This window comes from Kitasatospora sp. NPDC127116, from assembly GCF_042677365.1.
Taxonomy (GTDB): Bacteria; Actinomycetota; Actinomycetes; order Streptomycetales; family Streptomycetaceae; genus Kitasatospora; species Kitasatospora lactacystinica.
Map to the genome: position 1 here is coordinate 13324 of NZ_JBHXTL010000054.1, position 24193 is coordinate 37516.

Annotated in this window: 28 protein-coding genes; 12 read left to right on the top strand and 16 right to left on the bottom strand. The window is 73.8% G+C overall.

The window, feature by feature from the left end; translation table 11 throughout:
* Positions 1 to 438 precede the first annotated feature (438 nt).
* From ACFVHV_RS21875 to ACFVHV_RS21885, 3 genes are all read left to right on the top strand, one after another.
* Positions 439 to 1119, top strand: coding sequence for a ferredoxin (locus ACFVHV_RS21875; protein WP_380352818.1), 681 nt, complete (start codon positions 439 to 441; stop codon positions 1117 to 1119).
* Between the two features lie 213 nt (positions 1120 to 1332).
* Positions 1333 to 2175 carry a methyltransferase domain-containing protein gene (locus tag ACFVHV_RS21880; RefSeq protein ID WP_380352820.1) on the top strand — a complete coding sequence of 281 codons (843 nt, stop codon included), beginning with the start codon at positions 1333 to 1335 and terminating at the stop codon, positions 2173 to 2175.
* 87 nt (positions 2176 to 2262) lie between these two features.
* Positions 2263 to 2400 carry a hypothetical protein gene (locus tag ACFVHV_RS21885; protein WP_380352821.1) on the top strand — a complete coding sequence of 46 codons (138 nt, stop codon included), beginning with the start codon at positions 2263 to 2265 and terminating at the stop codon, positions 2398 to 2400.
* An 87-nt stretch (positions 2401 to 2487) separates the two neighbouring features.
* Here ACFVHV_RS21885 and ACFVHV_RS21890 read toward each other — a convergent pair whose 3' ends face one another.
* Positions 2488 to 2754 carry a hypothetical protein gene (locus ACFVHV_RS21890; RefSeq protein WP_053111985.1) on the bottom strand — a complete coding sequence of 89 codons (267 nt, stop codon included), beginning with the start codon at positions 2752 to 2754 and terminating at the stop codon, positions 2488 to 2490.
* A gap of 96 nt (positions 2755 to 2850) precedes the next feature.
* Positions 2851 to 3204 (bottom strand): hypothetical protein, encoded by a 354-nt coding sequence (locus tag ACFVHV_RS21895; RefSeq protein ID WP_380352823.1) that lies wholly within the window; start codon positions 3202 to 3204, stop codon positions 2851 to 2853.
* Between the two features lie 201 nt (positions 3205 to 3405).
* On the opposite strand from ACFVHV_RS21895, the gene ACFVHV_RS21900 reads away from it, so the two are divergent.
* Both ACFVHV_RS21900 and ACFVHV_RS21905 read left to right on the top strand, forming a co-directional pair.
* The gene (locus ACFVHV_RS21900) at positions 3406 to 4440 is read left to right on the top strand and encodes a phosphatidylinositol-specific phospholipase C (protein ID WP_380352825.1); all 1035 of its coding nucleotides are present in this window, start codon (positions 3406 to 3408) and stop codon (positions 4438 to 4440) included.
* Between the two features lie 376 nt (positions 4441 to 4816).
* The gene (locus ACFVHV_RS21905) at positions 4817 to 6085 is read left to right on the top strand and encodes an alpha/beta hydrolase family protein (RefSeq protein ID WP_380352826.1); all 1269 of its coding nucleotides are present in this window, start codon (positions 4817 to 4819) and stop codon (positions 6083 to 6085) included.
* Positions 6086 to 6130: 45 nt separating this feature from the next.
* Here ACFVHV_RS21905 and ACFVHV_RS21910 read toward each other — a convergent pair whose 3' ends face one another.
* A complete protein-coding gene (locus ACFVHV_RS21910; protein ID WP_380352828.1) occupies positions 6131 to 6526 on the bottom strand; it encodes a winged helix-turn-helix transcriptional regulator in 396 nt (131 codons plus the stop codon).
* 24 nt (positions 6527 to 6550) lie between these two features.
* Between ACFVHV_RS21910 and ACFVHV_RS21915 the strand changes: the two genes are divergently transcribed.
* Positions 6551 to 6952 (top strand): DUF4440 domain-containing protein, encoded by a 402-nt coding sequence (locus ACFVHV_RS21915; RefSeq protein ID WP_359897667.1) that lies wholly within the window; start codon positions 6551 to 6553, stop codon positions 6950 to 6952.
* A gap of 12 nt (positions 6953 to 6964) precedes the next feature.
* On the opposite strand, the gene ACFVHV_RS21920 is transcribed toward ACFVHV_RS21915, so the two are convergent.
* The 7 genes from ACFVHV_RS21920 to ACFVHV_RS21950 all read right to left on the bottom strand — a co-directional run bounded on the left by ACFVHV_RS21920 (position 6965) and on the right by ACFVHV_RS21950 (position 13243).
* Positions 6965 to 7483, bottom strand: coding sequence for a hypothetical protein (locus ACFVHV_RS21920; RefSeq protein ID WP_359897665.1), 519 nt, complete (start codon positions 7481 to 7483; stop codon positions 6965 to 6967).
* A gap of 223 nt (positions 7484 to 7706) precedes the next feature.
* On the bottom strand, positions 7707 to 8069 hold the full coding sequence (locus ACFVHV_RS21925) for a hypothetical protein (protein ID WP_380352829.1): 363 nt from the start codon (positions 8067 to 8069) through the stop codon (positions 7707 to 7709).
* Positions 8070 to 8101: 32 nt separating this feature from the next.
* Positions 8102 to 8536, bottom strand: coding sequence for a hypothetical protein (locus tag ACFVHV_RS21930; RefSeq protein WP_380352831.1), 435 nt, complete (start codon positions 8534 to 8536; stop codon positions 8102 to 8104).
* Positions 8537 to 8788: 252 nt separating this feature from the next.
* Positions 8789 to 9448, bottom strand: a complete 660-nt coding sequence (locus ACFVHV_RS21935; RefSeq protein WP_380352832.1) for a hypothetical protein — start codon at positions 9446 to 9448, stop codon at positions 8789 to 8791.
* Between the two features lie 169 nt (positions 9449 to 9617).
* Positions 9618 to 10358, bottom strand: a complete 741-nt coding sequence (locus ACFVHV_RS21940) for a hypothetical protein (RefSeq protein WP_380352834.1) — start codon at positions 10356 to 10358, stop codon at positions 9618 to 9620.
* A gap of 89 nt (positions 10359 to 10447) precedes the next feature.
* Complete coding sequence (locus ACFVHV_RS21945) at positions 10448 to 11071, bottom strand: PadR family transcriptional regulator (protein ID WP_380352835.1); 624 nt, start codon at positions 11069 to 11071, stop codon at positions 10448 to 10450.
* Positions 11072 to 11200: 129 nt separating this feature from the next.
* Positions 11201 to 13243, bottom strand: coding sequence for an NADPH-dependent 2,4-dienoyl-CoA reductase (locus ACFVHV_RS21950; protein WP_359897657.1), 2043 nt, complete (start codon positions 13241 to 13243; stop codon positions 11201 to 11203).
* Positions 13244 to 13582: 339 nt separating this feature from the next.
* On the opposite strand from ACFVHV_RS21950, the gene ACFVHV_RS21955 reads away from it, so the two are divergent.
* The gene (locus tag ACFVHV_RS21955; RefSeq protein WP_380352837.1) at positions 13583 to 14971 is read left to right on the top strand and encodes an FAD-dependent monooxygenase; all 1389 of its coding nucleotides are present in this window, start codon (positions 13583 to 13585) and stop codon (positions 14969 to 14971) included.
* Here the strand turns inward: ACFVHV_RS21955 and ACFVHV_RS21960 are convergent.
* Positions 14953 to 15528 carry a TerD family protein gene (locus ACFVHV_RS21960; protein WP_359897655.1) on the bottom strand — a complete coding sequence of 192 codons (576 nt, stop codon included), beginning with the start codon at positions 15526 to 15528 and terminating at the stop codon, positions 14953 to 14955. The two genes, ACFVHV_RS21955 and ACFVHV_RS21960, sit on opposite strands and share 19 nt — an antisense overlap.
* 200 nt (positions 15529 to 15728) lie before the next feature.
* On the bottom strand, positions 15729 to 16145 hold the full coding sequence (locus ACFVHV_RS21965) for a hypothetical protein (RefSeq protein WP_359897654.1): 417 nt from the start codon (positions 16143 to 16145) through the stop codon (positions 15729 to 15731).
* 127 nt (positions 16146 to 16272) lie between these two features.
* On the opposite strand from ACFVHV_RS21965, the gene ACFVHV_RS21970 reads away from it, so the two are divergent.
* Both ACFVHV_RS21970 and ACFVHV_RS21975 read left to right on the top strand, forming a co-directional pair.
* The gene (locus ACFVHV_RS21970; protein ID WP_380352839.1) at positions 16273 to 16566 is read left to right on the top strand and encodes a hypothetical protein; all 294 of its coding nucleotides are present in this window, start codon (positions 16273 to 16275) and stop codon (positions 16564 to 16566) included.
* A gap of 138 nt (positions 16567 to 16704) precedes the next feature.
* On the top strand, positions 16705 to 17124 hold the full coding sequence (locus ACFVHV_RS21975) for a hypothetical protein (protein WP_380352841.1): 420 nt from the start codon (positions 16705 to 16707) through the stop codon (positions 17122 to 17124).
* 106 nt (positions 17125 to 17230) lie between these two features.
* On the opposite strand, the gene ACFVHV_RS21980 is transcribed toward ACFVHV_RS21975, so the two are convergent.
* Together ACFVHV_RS21980 and ACFVHV_RS21985 are read right to left on the bottom strand one after the other, a co-directional pair.
* On the bottom strand, positions 17231 to 18826 hold the full coding sequence (locus ACFVHV_RS21980; protein ID WP_359897651.1) for a glycerol-3-phosphate dehydrogenase/oxidase: 1596 nt from the start codon (positions 18824 to 18826) through the stop codon (positions 17231 to 17233).
* A complete protein-coding gene (locus ACFVHV_RS21985) occupies positions 18823 to 19431 on the bottom strand; it encodes a TetR/AcrR family transcriptional regulator (RefSeq protein ID WP_380352843.1) in 609 nt (202 codons plus the stop codon). The genes ACFVHV_RS21980 and ACFVHV_RS21985 overlap by 4 nt, the downstream gene beginning before the upstream one ends.
* Positions 19432 to 19505: 74 nt before the next feature.
* Between ACFVHV_RS21985 and ACFVHV_RS21990 the strand changes: the two genes are divergently transcribed.
* The 3 genes from ACFVHV_RS21990 to ACFVHV_RS22000 all read left to right on the top strand — a co-directional run bounded on the left by ACFVHV_RS21990 (position 19506) and on the right by ACFVHV_RS22000 (position 22322).
* On the top strand, positions 19506 to 21074 hold the full coding sequence (locus ACFVHV_RS21990; protein WP_359897649.1) for an FAD-binding oxidoreductase: 1569 nt from the start codon (positions 19506 to 19508) through the stop codon (positions 21072 to 21074).
* Positions 21071 to 21979 carry a diacylglycerol kinase gene (locus ACFVHV_RS21995; RefSeq protein WP_359897648.1) on the top strand — a complete coding sequence of 303 codons (909 nt, stop codon included), beginning with the start codon at positions 21071 to 21073 and terminating at the stop codon, positions 21977 to 21979. The genes ACFVHV_RS21990 and ACFVHV_RS21995 overlap by 4 nt, the downstream gene beginning before the upstream one ends.
* 79 nt (positions 21980 to 22058) lie before the next feature.
* The gene (locus tag ACFVHV_RS22000) at positions 22059 to 22322 is read left to right on the top strand and encodes a hypothetical protein (protein ID WP_380352845.1); all 264 of its coding nucleotides are present in this window, start codon (positions 22059 to 22061) and stop codon (positions 22320 to 22322) included.
* Positions 22323 to 22389: 67 nt separating this feature from the next.
* Here the strand turns inward: ACFVHV_RS22000 and ACFVHV_RS22005 are convergent, their stop codons facing one another.
* Both ACFVHV_RS22005 and ACFVHV_RS22010 read right to left on the bottom strand, forming a co-directional pair.
* A complete protein-coding gene (locus ACFVHV_RS22005; RefSeq protein WP_359897646.1) occupies positions 22390 to 23307 on the bottom strand; it encodes a DUF6891 domain-containing protein in 918 nt (305 codons plus the stop codon).
* 199 nt (positions 23308 to 23506) lie between these two features.
* Positions 23507 to 24127, bottom strand: a complete 621-nt coding sequence (locus ACFVHV_RS22010; protein WP_380352847.1) for a hypothetical protein — start codon at positions 24125 to 24127, stop codon at positions 23507 to 23509.
* Positions 24128 to 24193: the final 66 nt, after the last annotated feature.

Here is a 24193-nt window from a genome sequence, read left to right on the forward strand (position 1 = left end):
GGCGGCCCCACGGGCGCCCTGCGGCCGGGCCCCGGCGGGGGCGCCCCGCTAACCCCCCGGTTGGGGTACGCCGCCCCGCCCCAGCCCCCACTCCGCCTCCCGGGCCCACGTCCTTCGACCCGGGGCTTCCGCGCGTCGGACTTCCGCCAGTACGTCCGCGACGCCCCGCGGCACGGCTTCCGCCGACGACGGCGGCCACCTTCACATCGACCACTCCCCCGGGCACTTCCACCTCGCCGAAGGGTCTCTGCCGCCGGTGGTCAACAGCCCGCACGGAGGCATGCCCCGGTGATCCGCACCGTGTCCGTCCAGCGGGGCCCGTGCCACCGCCGGACAGACGCGTCGAGGGTGTTCAGCCCGGTCGTCACAAGCTGATCCTGGACACCTCGACCCTTTGGGGGGTCGGACCTTCGGATCTACCCGTCTAGGGTGAGCCGCATGGGAAAGACGCAGGTGGGCGGGCTGGTCGGCCGATGGGCCCGGCTCCTGGACCGGGCGCGGGGCAGCCGACGGGCCGTACCGTTCTCGCACGAGGCGGAGTTGCGGCAGGCCGCCGCACGGATGCGCGGGCGGCTGCTCCGCCACCCCGTGGAAGGGCCGTGGCAGGAGCGGGCCTACTGGGACCCGCTGCCGGCCGCGCGGGAGATGACCGGTTCCGTGGGCGACGGCCACTGGGAGCAGCGCAGCCGGCTGAACGTGCCGGGCCCGTTCTACGCCGGCGAGACCGACAGCGGGCTGAACGGCCCGTACTACCTCCCCGAGCACGTGCTCTCGGGCGACGAGCACTGCGAGTTCGTCCACCGCCAGCCCGCCAACCCCCGCGAGGTGGCCGCCCTGGTGGAGATCGCCCACGGCGAGCCGCTGGGCGGCTACGCCTGGGACGGCGACCGGCACTGGACCCCGCAGGCGGTGCGCGACTGGTGGTCGCGCCGGGACGAGGTGCGGGCCTGGATCACGGGCGAGCTGGAACTGGGCGACGACGGCCGGAACGAGCCGGAGGCCCTGCGGCAGTACGCCGCCTACCTGGACGACGGGCTGGAGGCCTACCTACGCGGCTACCTGTTCTGGCTCGCCGAGGGCCGCGAGCCGCAGACCGGGGAGGCGCTCCCGGAGCTCTGACGGCCCGCGCCCCGGGCTACCGCGACTCTCCATTCGGCGTGGGACAGGACGGCAGCACCGTCGCCATCGTCGAGTGGGAGAGCAACCGGACCCGGCCCGACGTCCCCGCCTTCGAGGAGACCGTCCGGGCCGCCGTGAACACCTTGCACTGATCCGCGAGATCACAGTGGGGTGATCACTGATGGATCGTCACATTCCTTTAGGGTGACGGCCATGAGCGACCCGCACCCCACCTCGTCCTTCAACGCCGCCAACACCGACCCGGCCGTCACCGACCGGCTCATCGCCGTACTGGACGCCCAGGCGGCCAACCCCGGGGTGCGGCGGCTGCGCGCGTGGGCACACGCACAGCTCGCCGTACGCCCCGGGGAGCGCGCGCTGGACGTCGGCGCCGGCACCGGGTCGGAGACCCAGGTGCTCGCGGCCGCGGCCGCCCCGGGGGCCGGGGCGACGGACCGCGCCACCGGCACCGCGATCGGCCTCGAACCCAACCCCGGGCTCCGGGCCGTCGCCGAGCAGCGCGCCGCCGAGGCCGGCAGCGCGGCCCGCTTCCTGGACGGCGACGCGCTCGACCTGCCGCTGCCCGACGGGGAGTTGGACGTGGTCTGGTGCGAGCGCGTCCTCCAGCACCTCCCCGATCCGGCGAAGGCCGTCGCCGAGATGGCCCGGGTGCTGCGTCCGGGCGGCCGGATCGCGCTGCTGGACACCGACTGGGCCACCTTCGTGCTCCATCCGGCCGCCCCGGAGATCCGCCCCGCCCTGGCGGCCGTCGCCGAGGGCACCGCCGCCACCCCGGACGCCGGGCGCCGCCTCGCGGGCCTGCTGGTCGAGGCCGGACTGGCCGTCGACCACCTCGGCGCCGACGTCCTGCTGCACGACTCCCGCACGGTCACCCGGCCGATCGTCCGCGGGATCGGCGCGGCGGCCGTCGGCCGGGGCCTGATCACCGCGGAGCAGCGCGACCGGCTCTACGCCGACCTCGACGCGGCCGCCGAGCACGGGACGTTCCACCTGTCGGTGGCGATGTTCGCCGCGGTCGCCCACCGGCCACGCTGACCGGCGGCGCCCACCGGTGGCGCCCGGCCGGCCGAACTCCGCGAGGCGGCCTCCGCACGGGCGGGCCACCCGGTCGAATGGCAGCAGGTGCACGACCGCGCGCGGCAGCCCGTCCGGGACGAGTCGGCCGGGCCGCTGGCCTGCGCCGGTCTCGTCCTCACCGGGCTGGTGCTCCTGGGCTTCGCGGTGCTCGGCGCCGTCACCTTCGTCCGCTGGTGGCTCTGACTCCGGTACTCCGGTACTCCGGTACTCCGGTACTCCGGCGCTCCGGCCGTCCGGCACTGCGGCGCTCCGATGCCCCCGGCCCTTCGCTCAGAGCCGGTGCAGCGCCGCCTCGCAGAGCCGGCACCGCTGCTGCTCCAGCTCGGGCGGGTACCACGGCTCACCCGGCCGGGCGGGACGGTAGTGGGCGTGCTCCATCGGGGCGGTGTCCAGCCCGCAGAGAGTGCGCGCCTGCGGGTCCTCCGGGACGTCCGGATCCTGGCCGGCGGCGTGCACCGCGACCACGCCCGGGCCGACGCCCTCGGGTCCGAGGGCCTGGTCCGGGGCCAGTTCGAAGAGGACGACGATCGCAGCCACGGTCCCACCGTGGCGGGCGGCGGCCGTCCGCGCATTTCGATCTTCACCCCGCCGAGGGGTCCCGGTGGCGCGGGCCCCCGGGCCGGGGCCGGTCCGCTAGCCGCGGTAGCAGGAGCCGCCAGGCCCCGTGTCCGGGGAGCCCATCCCGAAGACGTACAGCAGGAACAGCAGCACGGCCGCCACCACCAGCACGACCCACTTCACCTCCGGCTCGGTGCCCTCGGGCAGCACGGCCACCAGGACGGCCTGCAGGAGGACCAGCAGCACGGTCATTCCGATCCAGCCGACCGGCAGGCTCAGCGCCATCGACGCCCGGGTCGGCAGGTCCATCCCCCGCGGGCAGTCCGCCCACCTGCGCGCGACCAGCAGCGCCCCCAGGACGGTGACCGCCGCCGCGAGCAGCGGTCCGGCGGCGTACCACCCGCAGCCGTGCGATCTGTTGCGCTCCACCGATGCCGTCATCCCCGCCGGTCCCCCTCGCCCACGCCCACGTTCCCGGACGCACACGCCTCCGGAGCCCCGCGCGGTTCCCGGGCACGAACACGCGTGGACCCGAAAGCACGTGGGCCCGACGACACACAGCCCCGAATTTCGGCGTCACGGACCTGTCAAAGCCGTGCCCGCGTACTCCAGGATGACAACGCCCCTCGCATGACCGACCGCACCGCACCACCGACCGCACTGCGCCACACCGCACCGCACCGCACCGACCGGACCCCGAGGAGCCGCACCATGGGCATCGAACGTCGTGAACTACTCAAGTGGGGCGCGGGATTGGGCGCCGCCACCGTCACGGGCATCGCCCTGCCGGGCACCGCGTGGGCGGCCGCCGGCGCCACGACCCCGCGCGGTCTGCCGACGGACAACTGGATGAGCCGCCTGAGCGGCGACCTCTCCCTGCTCGACCTCACCATCCCCGGCACCCACGACTCCTGCTGCGAGAACCCCGCCTACGGCACCGAGTGGTCGCACACCCAGAACTGGGGAATCCCCCAGCAGTTGACCGAGGGAGTCCGCTTCCTCGACATCCGCTGCAACGGCCTCCAGGGCGCGCCCGACGAGCTCGGGATCTACCACTCCGACGCCTATCAGCACATCCGGCTCCAGGACGTGCTCGACCGCTGCCGAGCCTTTCTCCAGTCTCACCCCGGCGAGACCGTCCTGATGCGCCTGCGCAACGAGCGCGCCGGCGGCCAGTCGCTCGACGACACCGAGTTCATGCGGCGGGTCAACCACTACTTCGACGGCCTGGGCTACCGCGGCCTGTTCCACTTCTACGGGTGGCCGACGCTCGCCACCGCCCGCGGGAAGGTCGTCCTGATCGCCGACTTCGCCAACCCGTGGGGCCTGATCGACTGGTCCAGCGGCGAGAACGGCTGGTTCGACACCCAGGACCTCTGGCAGACCGGCGGCCTCGACCCGCTGGGGACGAAGGGCGGGCGCATCGTCGCCCAGTTCGACAAGGCCTTCCTCAACCCGGGCCACTCGAAGATGTTCGTCAACTTCCTCTCCTACGCCGGTGGTTACTGGCCGAAAACCAGCTCGCAGGCCCTGATGGACCGCACGGTCTACCCGTATCTGAACGCCCGTACCCAGCAGCGCGCCCGGTTCGGCATCGTGCCGATGGATTTCCCGGACTTCCACGTCAACGTCCTGCAGATGCTGATCGACAAGAACTTCATCTGAACAAGCTGTAGTTGACGAATTCGTGTTCCACCCGCGCCCCGATGTGACGCGTTCTCCGCACCGCGACCGCTCCGCCTCCACCGACGCACGCGGACCGGTGGAACAAGGAGCAGTCACACGGGATCCGGTACGAAGCGGGCCGGGAACGCCCGACCCGTGGTCATGGCCGGCAACGCGGCGTCGCCCCGGCGGCGCCGCGTTGCCGTCTGCCGCTACCGTCTGCCGGTGCCGGCTGCTGCTCGTTGGTGCTCGTTGGTGCTCGTTGGCGCCGTCCGCATCAGCCCGGGGATGTAAACCCGTGGGCCAATACGACATGACGGAGGATCAATCGACGGGCTGATGTTGCCCACCCGGCCCGCGTGACAGCGTTCCACGCATGGACACCACGCCGCTGGACACCACGCCGACCGCACGCCGTACCGGACCGACCCGCCGCCGCATGCTGGGCACCGCGCTCGCCCTCGGCGCCGTCGCGCCGCTGGGCCTCGCCCGCACCGCCTCGGCCGCTCCCGCTGCCGCCCCGGCCTCCTCTCCCGCCCCCTCCTCCGGCGCCACCTCCCCCTCCCGCCTCACCCTGCCCGCGCCCACCGGCCCCTTCCCGGTCGGCATGGTCCCGCTGCACCTGCGCGACGAGTCCCGGCTCGACCCGAACGCGAGGCCCGGCAAGTTCCGCGAGCTGATGGCCACCGTCTGGTACCCGGCCCGGGCCGCCGACGCCGACGCGTACCCGCTCGCCCCCTGGATGGCCGACGGCGCCCTGCAGGCCCTCCTCGACGATGCCGGCTTCCCGCTCCCCCTCTCCGTCGCCCCGCTCACCGCCGGCCACCAGGGCGCGCCCGTCCACCGGACCGGCCGGCCGCTGCCCGTCGTCCTCTACTCCCACGGCGCCGGCAGCCACCGCGCCGACCACACCGTCATGGTCCAGGAGTTGGCCAGCCACGGATTCGCCGTCGTCACCGTCGACCACACCCACGACGGCATCACCGAGTTCCCCGACGGGACGGTCGTCACCCGGGACGCCCCCATGCCGGGCCTGTACCCGAGGGACTACGCCGCCGACGTGCTCTTCCTGCTCGACCAGGTCGTCGGCCTGGCCAACGGCCGCAACCCCGACGTCGACGGCCGCGCCCTGCCGACCGGCCTGCTCGGCGGCCTGGACGCCCGGAACATCGGCGCCTTCGGCTGGTCCAAGGGCGGCACCGGCACCGCCCTCGCCATGATCGCCGACCGGCGCATCCGCGCCGCCGTCTCCCTCGACGGGCCGATGGCGTGCAATCCCCCCATCACCACCGACATCGACCGGCCGTTCATGATGATGACCGCCGACTTCGCCCGGGCCACCAACCCGTACGCCGAGACCTTCTGGGGCCACCTGCGCGGCTGGCGCCTCGACGTCCAGGCCACCGGCGCCGTGCACGCGTCGTACGGCGACAACATGACACTGATCCCCCAGGCGGGCAGGCTGCTCGGCATGACCGAGCAGCAGATCCAGTCCCAGGTCGGCACCCTCGACCCGCAGCGCGGCATCCTCATCCAACAGGCCTACCCGCTCGCCTTCTTCGACCTCCATCTGCGGGGCCGGCACTGCGGCAACCTGCTCGACGGGCCATCGAAGGCCTTCCCGGAGGTCGTGTACCACCCGTAGACCCGGTTCGGCGGGCGGCCGTCACGGGGGTGCGGCCGCCCGACCCTAGCCGCGCCCCGCCAACGCCACACCCGTCCGGTACAGCTCCACCAGCAGCGGCCGCAGCGCCTCCCCGGCCGGCGTCAACCGGTACGAGGTCCGCACCGGGAACCCGCGCCGCCGCTCCCGCACCACCAATTCCCGCTCACCCAGGGCCTGCAGGCGCTCCGCGAGCACCTTCGAGCTGATCTCCGGCAGCCGCTCCCGCAGCTCCCCGTACGAGGCGGGGCCGTGCATCAACTCGCGCAGCACCAGCGTCGTCCACCGGCCGGCCACCGCCGCGAGCGCCACCTCCACCGGGCAGTCCGGCTCCGGGCGGGCGGTGCGGCCGCGCCCGTCCGGCACCAGCTCCTCGTCCCAGCCCCGCTCACCCCACCCGTCACTTCCCGTTTGGTGACCCACGCCGGGCCGGTCTTCACTGCTCGCATGACTCACCCCACCACCCTCCCCCCGAGCACCGACCCGGCACAACACCCGGCCGTCTTCGCCGCCGCCTTCAACTCCGGCCGCCCGGAACTGCTCGCCCGGGTCTACGAGCCCGGCGCGGTCTTCGTCCCCACCCCCGGCGCCACCACCACGGGCCACGAACTCCACCGCGCCAACGCCGAGTTCCTCGCTCTCGGCCTGCCCATCACCGTCCGCCCCCGGCACACCTACGTCGCCGACGACATCGCCCTGCTCATCGTCGACTGGGAGATCACCGGCACCACCCCCGACGGCACCGACATCCACCTCACCGGCACCGCCACCGACGTCGCCCGCCGCGACCCGGCCGGCCACTGGCACTACGTGATCGACAACCCCTTCGGCACAGCCGCCCGGCCGTGACCGGGCGACCGCTCAACCCTCCGTCCGCACCTTCGGGTTGACCGTGCAGAAGTAGACCCGGCCGGTCTGCTTGTCGAAGTAGAAGCTCCCCGAATACTGGGTCCGGGTGATCGACTCGTCGAAGGCCGTGCTGTGGAGCCATCCGGTCGCGCCACCCACCTCAGTGGCGATCTCCTCCGGGACCCCGCACTCGATGACGGTCTCCTCCCACGTTCCGCTCGACGTGATCGCCGCCAGCGTCGCCGGCTCGACCTGCGCCACCCCGTCCAGGCTCACGTCGGTCGGTCCGGGAACCCAATCCACGGAGTTCTGGGTCAACACCCGGCTGACCCACGTGGCCCCGGACAGCGAACCCAACTGCGGAAAGCGACGCTTCAGCGGGTCGAGGTCCGTCCGCACCGTCGGCGTCGGCGTCGGGGGCTCCGCCGCCGTACAGGACGCCACCAGCGGCAGGCCGGTGATCAGTGCCAGGGCCGGAACGACCAGCGCGGCCAGGGGCCTTGAGCGCTGCTTCACACGAGGGCGGTCCACGAACCCGATCATTCCACCACGGTGCCGATCGCATGTCCCTCTCGCCGGAGGAACGGCTCCCCGGTGAGGTCCCCGCCTCCACCTGCAACCACTCGGAGCACCTCTCCTTTTCCCCGGCCCCCCAACAGCACCCTGCCAACGGGCAAGCACCGGGAGCGCCCCGTCCGTTCGCCGGATGGAGCGCTCCCTGAGCTTGTCCTACTGCACCCTGACGGCTGGTGGACTACTGCCGGACGAAGGCCTCATCGGCCATCGAGACCCCGGTCAGCTGCAGCCGCTCCTGCCCCTCGTACGTGAAGTACTGGAAGTACCTCTCGCACGTCGGATAGCCGGCGACGGACGTCAACGTGGCCCACGCTCCGGTCCCGGCGTCCTCCAACTTGCCATGCTTCCACGTGCCGGTGAACTGCACCGGCGTGGACGACTTCTCCCCACGGCATGCGGCAGGCAGCAGGCTCACCTCCCCGAGCTTGCCGCCCTCCAGGAACTGGATCGACCCGAGGCCCGACTTCCAGGCCCCGACCACCGGCGGCTTCCCGTCGGGCCCGGCCGAACACCCCACCGCCAACGGCAACACCGACGCCACGGCGACGGCCAGGCCGCTCCCGCCCCGACGCACTACACCCTTGAGAACGATCGCTGTTCACTCCCCCGCGACTGTGCGGCCAGAGCAGCCACCTGCCCGTTGTGTTCTTCCTGCAGGTAGATCTGGCAGTCCCGCCCTCTGTCATAGCTCCGCAGGGTCACGAAAACCCCCGTCCCGGCATCATCGACGCTCCCGATCTTCCAGGTTCCCTGGTACTCGCCGAGCGGTTCGGCGCCCGCCACGGGCTCCTTCAAACAGAAGTAGCCGTCGAGCCGCACCTCCCCGAGCGCCCCGCCCTCCCGCAGCTCGATCACCTCGTCGCGCGCGACCCAGCGGCCCACGTAGTCCTTGGCTTCCGGCCCACCCGGCCTGAGCTTCAGATAGCCGGTGGCTCCGGCGATCAGCACGAGCCCCACCACCAGAACCACCCCCTCCCGCGACCTCGGAAACCACTTTCCGGCAGCCATGTCTTCCGCCCCCCTCCCTCAAACCAGGTCCCGATGACAGCCGGGTCAGGCGCCTTCCCCACTGTGCACGCAGTCGCCAGCGGCAAGATGCCCGGCAGGGAGTCAGGCAGGACGCACAACCCGCCGCGGGCTCGCTCCCGTCCGGGCTCCAGAGCCGTCATCACCCGATCACCCCGTTCCCCCCAAGGACCACGGTTCCCGGTGAACCCCGCCCCATCATAGGAAGCGGGGTCCCGCGGACGGTCCGACCGGTCAGCACTGCACGCGGTCGCCGACGTTCCCCATGTCGAGCGTCACACGATCCTCGGCAACCGCGCCGTCGCGCTGGACTGCCACCCGGTACTCGCCCTGGAGGCTTCGCGGTACCGACACCGTGTAGACGGTGCGGAGTACCCCGTCGACGGTGATCGAGTACCCCTTCCGCGCCGGAAAGCTCCGTCCTTGGCAGGAGATCTGATCGATCGTCTCCCCACTGGACATCAGCATGACCGACCACTGGCCGTTGTACATGCTGGCACCGATGAAGATTCCGACTCCGGGAAGCGGCCTGGCAGCGATGTCCGCGAGCGGAACGCATCCACGCGAAACCACCCTCGGCGACGCCGAGCAGATGGCGCCGGTAGTCTCGGCCTGCCAGATCAACTCCGGGCCGTAGCCGCTGTCGTACCGAACGACCGTGAACGCGCCACCGGCCGGGGCGTTCCCGTTCTCCTCGGCCAGCCGCAGGATCTGCCGCCTGGAGTCCTCCGGAACCGTCAGCTCCGGAGAGCCTCCGCCGGCAGCAGCGGACGGCCCGGCCGCGGCTGCACCGGAGGCAACCACCGCATCCGACACGGCACCGTGTCCACCGGGCACCCCGGTGCAGGCACAGACGCCGAACAGCAGGCCTGCGAGAACGGTACGGAGTTTCACCGGAAAGCACCTCATGTCTTTTCCCCCTTCTCCGTGGCTCCTCGACCACCAGAGCCTCCGGCGCGTGCAGCCGCCGCCTCCTTGGGCGGTGGACCACGGCGGCCCCTCGCCGAACGTACAGGACGTTCGGGAAGGGGCCGCGGTGTTGTGCGCAGTGTGCGGGGGCGGGTCAGACGCGCTGGCCCTCGGTGGGGGCGGCGGTGGGGGTGGTGGTGCTGCCGGCCTGGGAGCCGAGGGTGCGTTCGACCTTGGCGACGGCGGTGCGGTACTGCATGGAGGCGGCCTGCTCGGAGGTGGCCTGGCGTTCGAAGAAGCCGAAGGCCATGGCGACCGTTCCGAAGCGCTCGATGCCGACGTAGCCGTTGAGTTGGACGCCGGCCAGGGTGCCGTCGAGGTGGACGGCGGGGGCGTCCTTGCGGTCGCCGAGGGTGACCGGGGTGACGGTGAAGGTGACCTCGTCGTCGGTGCCGCCGTTGAAGGTGATGCTGTGGCAGGTCTTCAGGGCGTCGGCGGCGGTGTTGAAGTCGGCGGTGAGCCGGTCGGGCGCCTCGGCGGCGAGGACCTGGGTGGTCATCGGATTGCCGTCCGGGCCGTCGAGTTCGACCGCGGCGTGCGGGACGTCGGTGCCGGTCTGGGTGGCGCGCATGTTGATCAGGGCGCTGAGCGCGGCGCAGCCCGTCACCGGGGTCGGGTTCGCGCCGGGGCTGGGGCTCTGCGTCACCGGGATCTCGGTGTAGCCGGGGCCGAGGTCGGCGGCGGTCAGCAGGGCCGACTTCAGCTGGTCGGCGGAGGGCAGTTGCTGGGCGTCCTGGGCGGGTGCGGCCGATGCCGGCAGGGTGGCCGGGCCCAGGGCGACCGCCACGGCTGCGGCCGCGGCGGCGAGGGCGTGGATGGGCCTGGGACAAGTCATACGGGCCCCCGGTCGAGGGTTCGGGCAGGGACAGCCACCAGTGTCCCACCGGGGGCCGGACGGGGCGCGCGGGCGGGGATATCCGCTGGTCAGGACCCGTTCGCGGGGTCGGCGGACGGAGCGGAGGGGGGCGAGGGAGCGGGGTGGGCGGACGGAGCGGAGGGGGCGGGCGGAAGGGCGTCGAGGGTCTCCAGGGCTTCGAGGGTCTCGGCGAGCCACTGCACCCAGAAGGTCTCCAGTCCGATGCCGGCCCGCAGCACCGCGTGCTGGAGCCGGTTCCCGGGGTCCGTCCGCTCGGCCGGGAAGTCGCGCCGCTCGATTTCCCGGTAGTCGGCCAACTGCTCGCGGTGCAGGGTGAGATGGCGCCCCAGCTCGGCCGTCAGCCCGTCCGTGCCGACCACCGCGGCCGCCCGCAGCCGCAGCAGCAGGGGCTCCCGGACGGCGCGGGGCGCGGCGCCCTCGGCGGTCCAGCGGGCGAGTTCGGCGCGGCCCTCGGGCAGGACCTCGTACTCCTTCTTCTGTCCGCGCACCGGCCCTTCCGGCTGGAGGGCCCGGATGTGTCCGGAGGCCTCCAGCCGGCCCAGTTCGCGGTAGATCTGCTGGTGGGTGGCGGGCCAGAAGAAGCCGATCGACTTGTCGAACCGCCTGGTCAGCTCCAGCCCCGAGGACGGTTTCTCCAGCAGGGCGGTGAGGATGGCGTGCGGCAGCGACATGGGGTCGATCGTACGGGGCCGATCGCGGGCGGCGGGCCCGGCTCGGCCCCGGGCGGACACGGAGGTCACGGAGGTCACGGAGGGTACGGAAGTGCGTGCAGGGGCGTGCCGGCCGGCGTGCCGGCCGGGTCAGAGGGTGGCGGCCAGTTCGGTGCCCTGCTTGATGGCCCGCTTGGCGTCCAGTTCGGCGGCCACGTCGGCGCCGCCGATCAGGTGCGCCGGCAGGCCGCGCTCGCGCAGCGCCTCGTACAGGTCGCGGCGCGGCTCCTGGCCGGTGCAGAGCACGACGGTGTCCACGGGCAGCAGTTGGCGCTCGCCGTCGACGGTGAGGTGCAGGCCGGCGTCGTCGATCAGGTCGTAGGTGACGCCGGGGACCATCACCACGCCGCGGTGCTTGAGTTCGGTGCGGTGGATCCAGCCGGTGGTCTTGCCGAGGCCGGCGCCGACCTTGCCGGTCTTGCGCTGGAGCAGGTGGACGCTGCGCGGGGGCTTCGGCCGCTCCGGAGCGCGCAGGCCGCCGCGCTCGCGGTAGTCCGGGTCGATGCCCCACTTGGCCTGGAACGCGGGCGGGTTGAGGCTGGCCGCGTCGCCCGGGTCGGTGAGGAACTCGGCCACGTCGAAGCCGATGCCGCCCGCGCCGAGGATGGCGACCCGCTCGCCGACCGGCGCGCCGTCGCGCAGCACGTCGAGGTAGCCGAGCACGCTGGGGTGGTCGATTCCGGGGATGTCGGCGGGAGTTCGCGGGGTGACGCCGGTGGCGAGGACGATCTCGTCGTGGCCCTGCTCGGCCAGCTGTTCGGCGGTGACGGTCGCGCCGAGCCGCAGGGTGACGGCCAACTCGGCCAGCCGGGTGCGGAAGTAGCGCAGTGTCTCGTCGAACTCCTCCTTGCCGGGGATGCGCCGGGCGATGTTCAGCTGTCCGCCGATCGTCTCGGCGGCGTCGTACAGGGTGACGTCGTGGCCGCGCTCTGCGGCGGAGACGGCGAAGGCGAGGCCGGCCGGGCCGGCCCCGACGACGCCGATCCGCTTGCGCAGTTGGGTGGGGCCGAGGACGAGTTCGGTCTCGTGGCAGGCGCGCGGGTTGACCAGGCAGGAGGTGATCTGGAGGTTGAAGGTGTGGTCGAGGCAGGCCTGGTTGCAGCCGATGCAGGTGTTGATGGCCTCGGCGCGGTCGTCCCGGGCCTTGGCGACGAAGTCGGCGTCGGCGAGCAGCGGGCGGGCCATCGAGACCAGGTCGGCGCTGCCCTCGGCGAGCAGGCGCTCGGCGATCTCGGGGGTGTTGATGCGGTTGGTGGTGACCAGCGGGATGCCGACCTTGCCCATCACCTTCTTCGTGACCCAGGCGAAGGCGCCGCGCGGCACCGAGGTGGCGATGGTGGGGATGCGGGCCTCGTGCCAGCCGATGCCGCTGTTGATGATGGTCGCCCCGGCGGCCTCGACGGCCTGGGCGAGCTGCACGACCTCGTCCAGGGTGGAGCCGCCGGGCACCAGGTCGAGCATGGAGAGGCGGTAGACGATGATGAAGTCCTCGCCGACCCGTTCGCGGACCCGGCGGACGATCTCGACCGGGAAGCGCATCCGCCGCTCGTACGGGCCGCCCCACTCGTCCTCGCGGTGGTTGGTCGCGGCGACGACGAACTCGTTGATCAGGTAGCCCTCGGAGCCCATGATCTCGACGCCGTCGTACCCGGCGCGGCGGGCGAGTTCGGCGCAGCGGGCGAAGTCCTCGATGGTCTGCTCGACCTGCTCGGCGGTGAGCGCGTTGGGCGTGAAGGGGCTGATCGGGGCCTGGATCGCGCTGGGGGCGACGAGGTCGGGGTGGTAGGCGTAGCGGCCGAAGTGGAGGATCTGGAGGGCGATCCTGCCGCCGGCGGCGTGCACCGCGTCGGTGACGGTCCGGTGCTTGTCGGCCTCCTCCTCGGTGGTCAGCATCGCGCCGCCCTCCCAGGGGCGCCCGGCCTCGTTGGGGGCGATGCCGCCGGTGACGATCAGGCCGACGCCGCCGCGGGCCCGTTCGGCGTAGAAGGCGGCCATCCGCTCGTAGCCGCCGGGGGCCTCCTCCAGGCCGACGTGCATGGAGCCCATGATCACGCGGTTGGGCAGGGTGGTGAAGCCGAGGTCGAGCGGGCTGAGCAGGTGCGGGTAGCGGCTGCTGCCGGGGTGGGCGCTCATCGACGTCTCCTGGGGCGCGGGCTGGGGGTCGTTGTTACCGCAGGGTAGGGGACGGGCGGCGGGGTATGCAACTAGTTGCATAAGGCTGGACGGAGCCTCCGGACGGACCCTCCGGACACCCCTCCGGCCCCCTCCGGACACCCTGCGAACGACCGCCGGAGGCGCCCGACCGACCGCCCGGAGACCCCTCCGGACGGCCCTCCGGATGGTTCGAACACGCCGCCGGAACCCGGTCGGCGGCGTATCGTCGTGTCCCGGACACCGCGGGGGCGACGCAACGGCGTCCCGGACATCGCCGCGGCGCCGCGGGGACGACACGAGCTCGGGAGAGGAGCGGCCGTGCGGGGTGGCTCGGTGGCCGTGGTCGGGGGCAGCATCGCCGGAAGCGCGTTCGCCGGCGCCGCCGCCCGGCTCGGCGCGGAACGCGTGGTGGTGCTGGAACGCAGCCCCGGCCGGCTGGAGGACCGCGGCGTGGGGCTGTGCACCCACAACGACCGCTTCGACGAACTGGTCCGGACCGGTCACCTCGACGCGGACACCCGCCGCCACCGCCTCACCGTCCGCCGCTGGGTCGCCCGGGGCGCGGCCGGCGAGGGCGACGGGCCGGACGGCTGCGGTCGGCTGCTCTGGGCCCAGCCCTTCCCCTTCCACTCCCACCACTGGGGCGTGCTCTGGCAGGCGCTGCGCGAACGGACGCCCCGGCAGGTCGAGTTCCGGCTGGGCACCACCGTGACGGCCGTCGGCAACGGGCCCGACGACGCCTGGGCCGAAGCGGGTGGCGGCCGCGAGACGTACGACCTGGTGATCGGCGCCGACGGCTACCGCTCGGTGGTCCGCGCGGCCGTCTGCCCCCGGGCCGAACCCGAGTACGCCGGGTACGTGTGCTGGCGCGGCAGCTACGACGCCGCCCTGCTCGCCGAACTGCCCGGCGGCGCGGCGCCCTGGCCCGAGGAGCAGTGCATCACCGCCTGCTACCCCGGCGGCCAGGTGGTGATCTACCGCATCCCCGGGGTCGAACCCGGCCGCACCCAGGTGAACTGGGTCTTCTACGCCCCCACGCCCGCCTGGCTGCGGCTGGACGGCCCGACCAGCATCCCGGCGGGCAGCCTCCTCGACGGACAGCTGGACGAACTGCGGCAGCTCGCCGAGCGGTTCCTGCCGCCGTACTGGGCCGGCCTGGTCACCCTGACCCCGCGCGAACGGACCTTCCTGCAGCCGATCTACGACCTGGCGGCCCCGCGCCGCACGGCCGGCCGGCTGCTCATCGGCGGGGACGCCGCCACCGTGGTGCGCCCGCACAACACCAGCGGCGCGGTCAAGGCGATGCAGGACGCCCACGCCTTCGAACTGGCGGGGCGCGAGGCCGGCTCCTGGTCGGCCCTGCTGGCCGCCTACGACCGCGAACGGACGGAGTCCGGGCGGGAGTTGGTGGAGCTGGGCCGCACCCTCGGCCGGGCCCAGGTCACCGGGGCGCCGGACTGGTCGGGGATGGACGAGCCGGGCATGGCCGCCTGGTGGCAGCACCAGTTCACCGGCGGCGGGGGTTTCGGCGGCCACGCGCTCGACCGTACCGGCCGAGCGCTCGCGGCGACCGCCGAAACCACGTCAACCCGCGTGGGGCGGACGGGCGTCGACGACGTCGACGGTGGTGACGTCCACCAAGGTGGCGCGGACGGCACCGGTGACGACGCCGCCGGCGGCGACGACGGTCAGACGTTCACGCCGTAGTCGGTCGCGATGCCGCGCAGGCCGGAGGCGTAGCCCTGGCCAATGGCGCGGAACTTCCACTCCACGCCGTTGCGGTACAGCTCGCCGAAGACCATCGCGGTCTCGGTCGAGGCGTCCTCGGTCAGGTCGTAGCGCGCGATCTCCAGGCCGTTGGCCTGGTTGACGATCCGGATGAACGCGTTGCGCACCTGGCCGAAGTTCTGCAGCCGGGCGTCGGCGTCGTAGATCGACACCGGGAAGACCACCTTGGCCACGTCGACCGGGACGCGGTCCAGGTCGACCTTGATCTGCTCGTCGTCCCCGTCCCCGCCGCCGGTCAGGTTGTCGCCGCTGTGCTCGACCGAACCATCGGGGCTGCGGAGGTTGTTGAAGAAGACGAAGTGCTGGTCCGAGACCACCTTGCCCAGCGCGTTGCACAGCAGCGCGCTGGCGTCCAGGTCGTAGTCGGCCCCGGTGGTGGTGCGCACGTCCCAGCCGAGACCGACGATCACGGCGCTCAGACCGGGCGCCTCCTTGCTGAGCGAGACGTTGCCGCCCTTGGCCAGCGAAACTCCCACAATGCCCTCCTCGGATCTCTCCCTGTGGACGAATCTACAACACTGTAGAGATCACGAGAATCCGTCTGGAGGCGGGCCCGCCCCGGGATTTTCTCCGGGTCGCGCACGGGAACCGTGCGCGGGAGCCGCCGCAGGGCAGGTCGCGGCGCCATTGCGCGCCGTCATTGCACGGCGTCACCGCACGCCGTGAAGGCACGCCGTCACTGCACGGCGTCGATCTCGATCCGCAGCGCGCCGTTCTCGGCCGTCGCCCGGCGGCCCCAGTCCAGCAGCAGGCGCAGCACCGCGCGCTCGGCGGCCGGGAGCCGGGCCAGGTCCACCTGCTCGATCTCCCGGACCAGCGCGGCCGTCGACGGCTGCCGGATCCGGCCGGCGAAGTCGAGGTCGGGCTCGTGGCGGGCGAGGGTGGGCAGGGTCCGCGCACCCAGGCGGCGCAGGACGGCCCGCAGCGCGCCGCCGTCCGCCCAGGCCTCCAGGCGCCCGGGCTGCGGCGCCGGGCCGGCCTTGCGTCCCGTCCTCGCCTTGACGGGCACCCGGTACAGGCCGAGGACGTACTCGTCCTCGGCCACCTCCTCGTCCGGCCCGTACGGCCGCAGGCCACCCGCTGTGCTCCGCATGCCGAGCACCCTAACGACCTCCCGTTCTAGACTGGCAGTTGATTTCCCTCGTCGACTCTTCCCCGCTTCCCCTCGTCGGCTCTTCCCCCGTTTCCCCTCGTCGCAGGCCCGGTCGCCGGAGGTCCCGATGCGCCAGCGGTACAGCTTCCACCTCGACCGGGGCGGGCACTCGGTGACCGTCAACGTCCGGTCCGGCTGGATCACCGAGACCGAGTTGCTGGTCGACGGCAAGGAGTGCGCCTTCCACCGCGTCCACGGGCACGGCGTCTACCCGCTGACCCTCGCCGCCCAGGTCGCCGAGGAGCCGCCGAAGCCGCTCGCGGTCCGGCTCGACCGCACTGGCCGGGCCGAGCACCCGCTCGCCTGCGTCCTGGAGCTGTCCGGCGCCGAGCACCCGATGCCCGAGCGCACGGCGCGCTGAAACACCCCGTTCGGGTGGTTTGCCCCTGAATATCGGAAAACCGTACGATCCAGGGTCGGCCCGGACGAGCCGCCTCCACGAGCCGGACTGCCCCGAGCCGCGCCCCACGAGCCCCACACAGACGACGAAGGCCTGCGCATGACCACCCCCGCGACCCCCGCGACCCCCGACACCTTCGACGAGCTGCTGCGCGAGGTGATGGCCGACGCCGAGCGCTTCGGCCACCGCCAGCACGTCCGGCTCACCTGGCTCGCCGTGCGCCGCCACGGCGCCACGGCCGCCCTCGACCTGATCGGCGAGGGCATCCTGCGCACCGCCACCAAGGCCGGCGCGCCGCAGAAGTTCCACGTCACCATGACCCGGGCCTGGGTCGAGCTGGTGGCCCTCCACGCGGACGACGACGCGACGGGCTTCGAGCAGTTCGCCGCCCTGCACCCGGACCTGCTCGACAAGGACCTGCTCGCCCGCCACTACCGTCCGGGGACGCTCGCGACCGAGCAGGCCCGGACCGCCTGGGTGGAGCCGGACCTCGCCCCCTTCCCCCGGGCCGCGGCCTGACATTCCCCCGGGCCTCGGCCCGACACGCCGGTCGGCCGGCCGCCGGGCGAATCGCCCGGCGCGCCGACCGAAGCGCCGACCGCCGATACGTCGAGCACCCGACGCGTCAGCTCCCCCGAACCTCCGCGAGGCACTCCGCCACGATCTCCTCGACCGCCTTCCGGGCCCGGTCCGCGTCCTGCGCGACCAGCCCGATCCTGGTACGGCGGTCGAGCACGTCGGCCGCGTCCAGCGCGCCCTCGTGGCTGACGGCGTGGGCGATCTCGGCGCGGGTCACGTCCAGACCCTCCGCGATCGGCGTCAACTCCCCCGCCGCCAGCACCTCGTGGGCCGCGCCGCCGTGGCGGGCGAGCAGCGAGGCGGGCACCTGGCCGGCGGCCCCCGCGCCGGTGGGCAGCGGGCGGCTGTCCCCGTGTCCGGGGGCGCCGATCAGCGGCAGCCGGGCCGTCCAGCAGGCGCGGGCGGGCAGGCCGCGCAGCCGGACGGCGGTGTCCACCGCGTCCTCGGCCATCCTGCGGTAGGTGGTGAGCTTGCCGCCGACCACGGTGATCACCCCGGACGGGCTCTCCAGCACCGCGTGCTCGCGGGAGATGTCGGCGGTGCTGCCGTCCCCGGTGTCGATCAGCGGACGCAGACCGGCGTACGCGCCGCGCACGTCCGCGCCGGTCAGGGCGGTGGCGAGGGCGGCGTTGACGGTGTCCAGGAGGAACGAGCGCTCGGCCTCGGTGGGCTGCGGCTCGTCCGGGATCGGACCCGGGGCGTCCTCGTCGGTCAGGCCGATCGCGACCCGGCCGAGCTGCTGCGGCAGGGCGAAGACGAACCGGCTGGTGGAGCCGGGCACCGGCACGGTGAGGGCCGCGGTCGGGTGGCCGAGCGCCGCCGCGTCCACCAGCAGGTGGGTGCCCCGGCTGGGCCGGAGCTTGATCGAGGTGTCCACCTCGCCCGCCCAGACGCCGGTGGCGTTGACCACCGCGCCGGCCCGGACGGCCAGCTCCCGCCCGGTCAGGGTGTCGACCAGCCGGGCCGAGGTGCCGTCGACCTGCTCGGCGCGCACCCTGGTCAGAACGGTCGCCCCGTACTGCGCGGCGGTCCGGGCCAGCGCGACCACCAGCCGGGCGTCGTCCACGAGTTGGCCGTCGTGGGCGACCAGCGAGCCGCGCAGCCCGTCCGTCCGCACGCCCGGCACCAGCCGGCGGGTCCGGTCGGCGTCGATCCGGCGCACCCGGGGCAGCAGCGCGCCCGGGGTGCCGGCCGTCAGGCGCAGCGCGTCCCCGGCGTGGAAGCCCGTGCGGATCAGCGCGGCCTGGCCCGGGCGCAGCAGGTCGGGGAGCAGCGGCACCAGTTGGGGCAGCGCCCGGATCAGGTGCGGGGCGGTGCGGGTCATCAGCACGCCGCGCTCGACGGCGCTCTCCCGGGCCACCTTGAGCTGCCCGGAGGCGAGGTAGCGCAGGCCGCCGTGCACCAGCTTGGAGCTCCAGCGGCTCGTTCCGAAGGCGAGGTCGCGGGCCTCGACGAGCACCGTGCGCAGGCCGCGCGAGGCCGCGTCCAGGGCCACTCCGGCGCCGGTGACGCCGCCTCCGACGACCAGGAGGTCGATCCGGGGGTCGTCGCCGAGCGCTTGGAGTTCCAGCGTGCGGCGGGCGGCGTCGAGCCGGCCGGTGCCCGCGTACGGGCCCGCGTGCGGGCCTGCGGTGGGGGTCATGGCGCGAGGTATCCGTTCAGTGCTCTGGCCAGTTCGCGCCGCCAGGCCGCCTCGGGCAGCAGGGAGGCGACCATGCGGTGCGACTGGACTGTGGACTGGGCGATCAGCAGGACCATGGCGGCCAGTTCGAGCGGCTCGCCGGCCCGGATCGAGCCGTGCGCCTGGCTGTGTTCGATGCCGGCGCGCAGCGCCTCCAGCAGGCCGCGCTGGCTGGCGCCGAGCCGCTCGACGACGTACTGGAGCAGCAGGTCGGAGTCGTCGGAGTGCAGCAGTGCGCCGAGCACCGGGTGGTCGCGCAGCCGGACGGCGATCTCCACGACCCGCTCGACGAGGGTCTCCCGGTCGTGGACGTCCAGCCCGGCGCCCTCCAGGGTGGTCAGGATCTCCCGGGTGAGCAGCGCGCCGATCACCGCCCGGACGTCCGGCCAGCGGCGGTAGACGGTCGGGCGGCTGACCCCGGCGCGGCGGGCGATCTCGGACAACTGGGTCCGGCGCACGCCGAGATGGACGATCAGGTCGGCGGCGGCGTCCAGGATCGCGTCGTCGGTGCTGCGCTCCCCGGGGGCCGGGGGCGGCGTCTGAGGCTCGGCGTTACTACTTGACATGATGTGTGAAACTGTAACGCATGGCACCTGAGACGCAAGCGGGACCGGCCGGCGCCGCACTTCCGCTCCCCCCGATGAAGTGGGACGCCTGGGGCGACCCGGCCCTGGCCAAGGAACTGTCCGCCGACATCAAGGGACTGCTCGCCGCCGCCCTCGGCGTCACCGGCGACGCCGCCCCCGGGCCCGGCGCCGACGAGGTCGTCCTGCGCCCGTCCCGGATCTCCGCCGAGGACATCGAGGCGCTCGCCGCCGCCGTCGGCGAGGCCCACGTCAGCGCCGCCGACGCCGACCGGCTGCCGCGCGCCGGCGGCAAGTCCACCCCCGACCTGCTGCGCCGCCGCAGCCGCGAGGCACAGGACGCCCCCGACGCCGTCGTGCTGCCCGGCAGCGAGCAGGAGGTCGCCGCCGTCCTCGCGGTGTGCGCCGAACGCCGCATCGCCGTCGTCCCGTTCGGCGGCGGCACCAGCGTGGTCGGCGGCCTCGACCCCGAGCGCGGAGCCTTCGACGCCGTCGTCTCCCTCGACCTGCGCCGCTTCGACCAGCTGCTCGACCTCGACGAGACCTCCGGCGAAGCCGTCCTCGGCGCCGGCCTCACCGGCCCGGCCGCGGAGGCCCTGCTCGCCGAACGCGGCTGGGAACTCGGCCACTACCCGCAGAGCTTCCGCTACGCGACCATCGGCGGCTTCGCGGCCACCCGCTCCTCCGGCCAGGACTCCGCCGGGTACGGACGCTTCGACGAGATGGTGCGCGGACTGCGCGTCGTCACCCCCGCCGGGATCCTCGACCTCGGCCGCGCCCCCGCCTCCGCAGCCGGCCCCGACCTGCGCCAGCTCTTCCTCGGCTCCGAAGGCACCCTCGGCGTGATCACCGCCGTCCGGCTGCGCGTCCACCCGCTGCCCGCCGTCAAGGCGTACGAGGCGTGGAGCTTCCCCGACTTCGCCACCGGCACCGCCGCGCTGCGCGCCGTCGAGCAGCAGGGCACCGGCCCGACCGTGATCCGGCTCTCCGACGAGGCCGAGACCATGATCAACCTGGCCATGACCGAGCAGATCGGCGGCGCCCCGGCGGTCACCGGCTGCCTGGCCGTCACCGTCTTCGAGGGCACCGCCGCCCAGGTCGCCGCCCGCCTGCAGCTCACCCGCGACACCCTGCTCGCCACCGGCGCCACCTCGCTCGGCGAGGTCCCCGCCCGGGCCTGGGAGCACGGCCGGTTCAACGCCCCCTACCTGCGCGACTCGCTGCTCAGCGCGGGCGCGCTGTGCGAGACCCTGGAGACCGCGACGAGCTGGAGCCGCCTGCCGGCCCTGCGCACCGCCGTCACCGAGGCGCTCACCGGCGCCCTGCCCGGCTCCCTCGTGCTCTGCCACATCTCGCACGTCTACCCGACCGGTGCCTCGCTCTACTTCACCGTCGTCGCCGCCCTCGGCGAGGAGCCGCTCACCCGCTGGGGCGCCGCCAAGCGCGCCGCCGGGGACGCCATCCTCGGCGCCGGCGGCACCATCAGCCACCACCACGCCGTCGGCGCCGACCACCGGCCCTGGATGACCGAGGAGATCGGCGACCTCGGCGTGCGCATCCTGCGCGCCGTCAAGGCCGAACTCGACCCGGCGGGCATCCTCAACCCGGGCAAGTTGATCCCGTGAACGAGGTGAGAACCGTCCGCAGGGTCGCCGTTCTCACCAACCCGGCGGCGGGCGCCGGCCATGCCGAACCCGCCGCCCACCGGGCCACCGCCCGGCTGCGGGCCCTCGGCGTCCAGGTCGAACCGCACGCCGGGCGCTCCCCCGAGGACGCCGTCCGCCTCGCCCGCGAGGCCGTGGCCGGCGGGGTGGACGCGGTGGCCGTCGTCGGCGGCGACGGCATGATCAACCTCGCCCTCCAGGCCCTGGCCGGCACCCCCGTCCCGCTCGGCGTGATACCCGCCGGCACCGGCAACGACCACGCCCGCGAATACGGCCTGCCGCTCGGCGCCCCCGAAGCCGCCGCCGACGTCATCGCCGCCGGACGCACCCGCGGCATCGACCTCGGCCGGATCACCGGCCCGGACGGCGCCGTCCGCTGGTACGGCTCCGTCCTCGCCACCGGCTTCGACTCCCTGGTCAGCGACCGCGCCAACCGGCTGCGCTGGCCGCGCGGCCGGATGCGCTACAACCTCGCCATCCTCGCCGAGTTCGCCAACCTGCGCCCGCTGCCGTTCCGCATCACCCTCGCCGACGGCACCGTCATCGAACGCGACCTCACCCTGGCCGCCGTCGGCAACACCCGCAGCTACGGCGGCGGCATGCTGATGTGCCCCGCCGCCCTCCCCGACGACGGGCTGCTCGACCTCACCCTCGTCGACGCCATGCCCCGGCTGCGCATCGCCCGCTTCTTCCCGACCCTCTTCAAGGGCACCCACGTCACCTATCCGGAGGTCACCACGCTGCGCACCGAGTCCCTGCGGATCGAGTCCCCCGGCATCACCGCCTACGCCGACGGGGAGTTCATCGCCCCGCTCCCGGTGGACGTCGCGGTCGCCAAGGACGCCCTGCGGGTGCTGGTGCCGTGAGAGGCTGATGCCGCGGTCCGGTCCCACGGGCCGGACCGCGGCACCGGTCACCGGTCACCGGCGGGAGAGGCTGACGGACATGCACCTGGCGCTCACCGTGACACCCCACGGCATCCCCGTCCTCGGCGTCCTGGTCGCCGCGGCCGTGCTCGCCGCCGCCGTCTGGGACGCCCGCTGCTTCCCCGGCGAGCCCTGGTTCCGCTGGCTGCTCCCCCTCGGCCTGCTCGTCGAGTGCGCGGCCGTTGCCACCCTGTGGCTCCCCCTCGTCCCCGTCGGCGCCGTCCTCCTCGGCGCCGGCCTCGGCCTCACCAACCACTGGCGCTGGACCCGCCGACGCACCTGACCACCCACCGGTGCACCTGACCACCCACCGGCTGCCGCACCACCAACCGGCTGCCGCACCCCCGGTCTCACGCGCCCAGGCGGCGGCGCCACAGCAGCGGGCGTATCTCGATCGCGTGGGACGGGTCGCCGTTCCAGACCGTCGGCAGGCCGGCCTCCGTCAGGGCGGCGACCACTTCCTTCCCGACCGCGACAGTGGTCGCCGGGGAGCCGTCGAAGCCGCCGTACAGCAGGGACAGGCCGTGGCCGGCGGCGGCGGACTCGGTGCACTGGGCGTGGAAGCAGACGAAGCCGCGCGCTTCGGGGGCGCCGGCCTCGGCGATCTCGGCGTCCGCGCAGGAGCGGCAGCAGCCGAAGTCCTCCCGGGCCGTGAGGCCGCCCGCCTCCAGGGCGGCGAAGGCCCTGGTCAGGCGCTCCGGATCCGTCTCGCCGATCCAGCCGCTCTGCTCGCCGACCCGCTCCAGCCAGAGCCGGTCGGCGAGCTGCTCGGCCTGCGGGCGCGAGAGCGGGCGGCGGTCGCCCGCGACCAGGTGCTCCTCGGCCTGTTCGGCGAGCCCGGCACGGTCGGTGTAGCCGCAGGCCAGCGTCAGCCGCAGCCGCTCCTCCAACTCCCTCCGCTCGCCCGCCTCCAGGTCGATCGGCGGCACCGGCTCCGGCGCCGGGCCGAGGTCGAGCGGCCGCCAGTCCAGGCCCTCGTCCCAGCCCGCCGCACCGCGCGCCCAGCCCGTCATCGCCTCGACCACCGGCTCGGGCCCGTCCAGCCGCACCTCGAAGTGCCGCTCGGCGGAGCCGTCCCGGTGCTCCAGCGTGTACTCCTCCCCGTCGGCGTGCCACACCTGCACGTACACGTCCGGCAGGTCCGGTATCCGCTCCACGACGAGGAAGCGGTCGTCCGGCGCACCGATGCGCCGGACCATCCCCGCCAGTTCGTCCGCCGACACCCTCAGGTGCCGCGTCTCGTTCGTCTGCACCGCGATCGCCAGCATGACGTCACCCTTGCACACAGCACTGACAATCCCCGCGGACGATCGCGCAGTTCAGACCCGGTGCGCCCGCACCCGGCCAGCCACGAAGGCCACGGCCGCCGCCGCGGCCGCCGTCTCCAGCAGCACGCGGCAGAGGCTCCCGCGGGCACAGCACCCGCAGCACCGGCTCCTCGGCGGCGAACGCCCCCGTCGTCCGGGCTCAGGCCCTCCGGACGAGGGACTTCAGCTCGCCGACGCTCTCGGTGAGGGTCGGCTCGCCGGAGCCCGGGTCGACGGTGAAGACGCGGTAGCCGGCGTCGGTGTCGACGCGGACCCGGCCGGATCCGGCCCACTCCGCCGAGACGAACTCCCCCTCGCCCCGGAAGCCGCCCGTGTGGAGGGCGAGCACGTCCCAGCGGCGGGTCGACAGGCCGGTGCCGGTCTCCAGCCGGACGAAGTAGCGGCCGTTGTAGCCCTCCGGATCGTCGTGGTGGGCCACCGTCAGAACGTGGTCCGCCCGCTCCGGGGAGGCGGTGCGGCTCACCCCGTGGACCTTCGGGCCGAACGTCTGGAGGACGTGGCCGCCACCCGTCAGCAGCAGCCCGAACACCGCGAACGCCGCCGCCAGCCCGCCGACGACGTCCCACCGGCCGCGGACCACGACCGCCGCCAGCAGCAGGACGGCGGCCAGACCGAGCATCGCCCACGGCCGGTTCAGGACGTCGGCCAGCACCGCCCGCCCGCCGTCGCCCGACTCCATGCGCCCCACCGCCCACAGCGCCGGCGGCAGCAGCAGCGCGGTGGCGGCCACGATGCCGCCGGCTCTCCCACGGTTCGTCATCGAACCCCCTCTTCGGTTTCCCGGCATCCTAGAGGTGGCCTCTCGGCCCGGCCCGGCCGACAGGTT

What these genes read in the sequence shown, in the direction of transcription:
- ACFVHV_RS21875 (WP_380352818.1), top strand. Translation starts at nt 439, where the DNA reads ATGGGAAAGACGCAGGTGGGCGGGCTGGTCGGCCGATGGGCCCGGCTC.
- ACFVHV_RS21880 (WP_380352820.1), top strand. Translation starts at nt 1,333, where the DNA reads ATGAGCGACCCGCACCCCACCTCGTCCTTCAACGCCGCCAACACCGAC.
- ACFVHV_RS21900 (WP_380352825.1), top strand. Translation starts at nt 3,406, where the DNA reads ATGACCGACCGCACCGCACCACCGACCGCACTGCGCCACACCGCACCG.
- ACFVHV_RS21905 (WP_380352826.1), top strand. Translation starts at nt 4,817, where the DNA reads ATGGACACCACGCCGCTGGACACCACGCCGACCGCACGCCGTACCGGA.
- ACFVHV_RS21915 (WP_359897667.1), top strand. Translation starts at nt 6,551, where the DNA reads ATGACTCACCCCACCACCCTCCCCCCGAGCACCGACCCGGCACAACAC.
- ACFVHV_RS21930 (WP_380352831.1), bottom strand. Translation starts at nt 8,536, where the DNA reads ATGGCTGCCGGAAAGTGGTTTCCGAGGTCGCGGGAGGGGGTGGTTCTG.
- ACFVHV_RS21940 (WP_380352834.1), bottom strand. Translation starts at nt 10,358, where the DNA reads ATGACTTGTCCCAGGCCCATCCACGCCCTCGCCGCCGCGGCCGCAGCC.
- ACFVHV_RS21945 (WP_380352835.1), bottom strand. Translation starts at nt 11,071, where the DNA reads ATGTCGCTGCCGCACGCCATCCTCACCGCCCTGCTGGAGAAACCGTCC.
- ACFVHV_RS21950 (WP_359897657.1), bottom strand. Translation starts at nt 13,243, where the DNA reads ATGAGCGCCCACCCCGGCAGCAGCCGCTACCCGCACCTGCTCAGCCCG.
- ACFVHV_RS21965 (WP_359897654.1), bottom strand. Translation starts at nt 16,145, where the DNA reads ATGCGGAGCACAGCGGGTGGCCTGCGGCCGTACGGGCCGGACGAGGAG.
- ACFVHV_RS21970 (WP_380352839.1), top strand. Translation starts at nt 16,273, where the DNA reads ATGCGCCAGCGGTACAGCTTCCACCTCGACCGGGGCGGGCACTCGGTG.
- ACFVHV_RS21975 (WP_380352841.1), top strand. Translation starts at nt 16,705, where the DNA reads ATGACCACCCCCGCGACCCCCGCGACCCCCGACACCTTCGACGAGCTG.
- ACFVHV_RS21980 (WP_359897651.1), bottom strand. Translation starts at nt 18,826, where the DNA reads ATGACCCCCACCGCAGGCCCGCACGCGGGCCCGTACGCGGGCACCGGC.
- ACFVHV_RS21985 (WP_380352843.1), bottom strand. Translation starts at nt 19,431, where the DNA reads ATGTCAAGTAGTAACGCCGAGCCTCAGACGCCGCCCCCGGCCCCCGGG.
- ACFVHV_RS21990 (WP_359897649.1), top strand. Translation starts at nt 19,506, where the DNA reads ATGAAGTGGGACGCCTGGGGCGACCCGGCCCTGGCCAAGGAACTGTCC.
- ACFVHV_RS22000 (WP_380352845.1), top strand. Translation starts at nt 22,059, where the DNA reads ATGCACCTGGCGCTCACCGTGACACCCCACGGCATCCCCGTCCTCGGC.
- ACFVHV_RS22005 (WP_359897646.1), bottom strand. Translation starts at nt 23,307, where the DNA reads ATGCTGGCGATCGCGGTGCAGACGAACGAGACGCGGCACCTGAGGGTG.
- ACFVHV_RS22010 (WP_380352847.1), bottom strand. Translation starts at nt 24,127, where the DNA reads ATGACGAACCGTGGGAGAGCCGGCGGCATCGTGGCCGCCACCGCGCTG.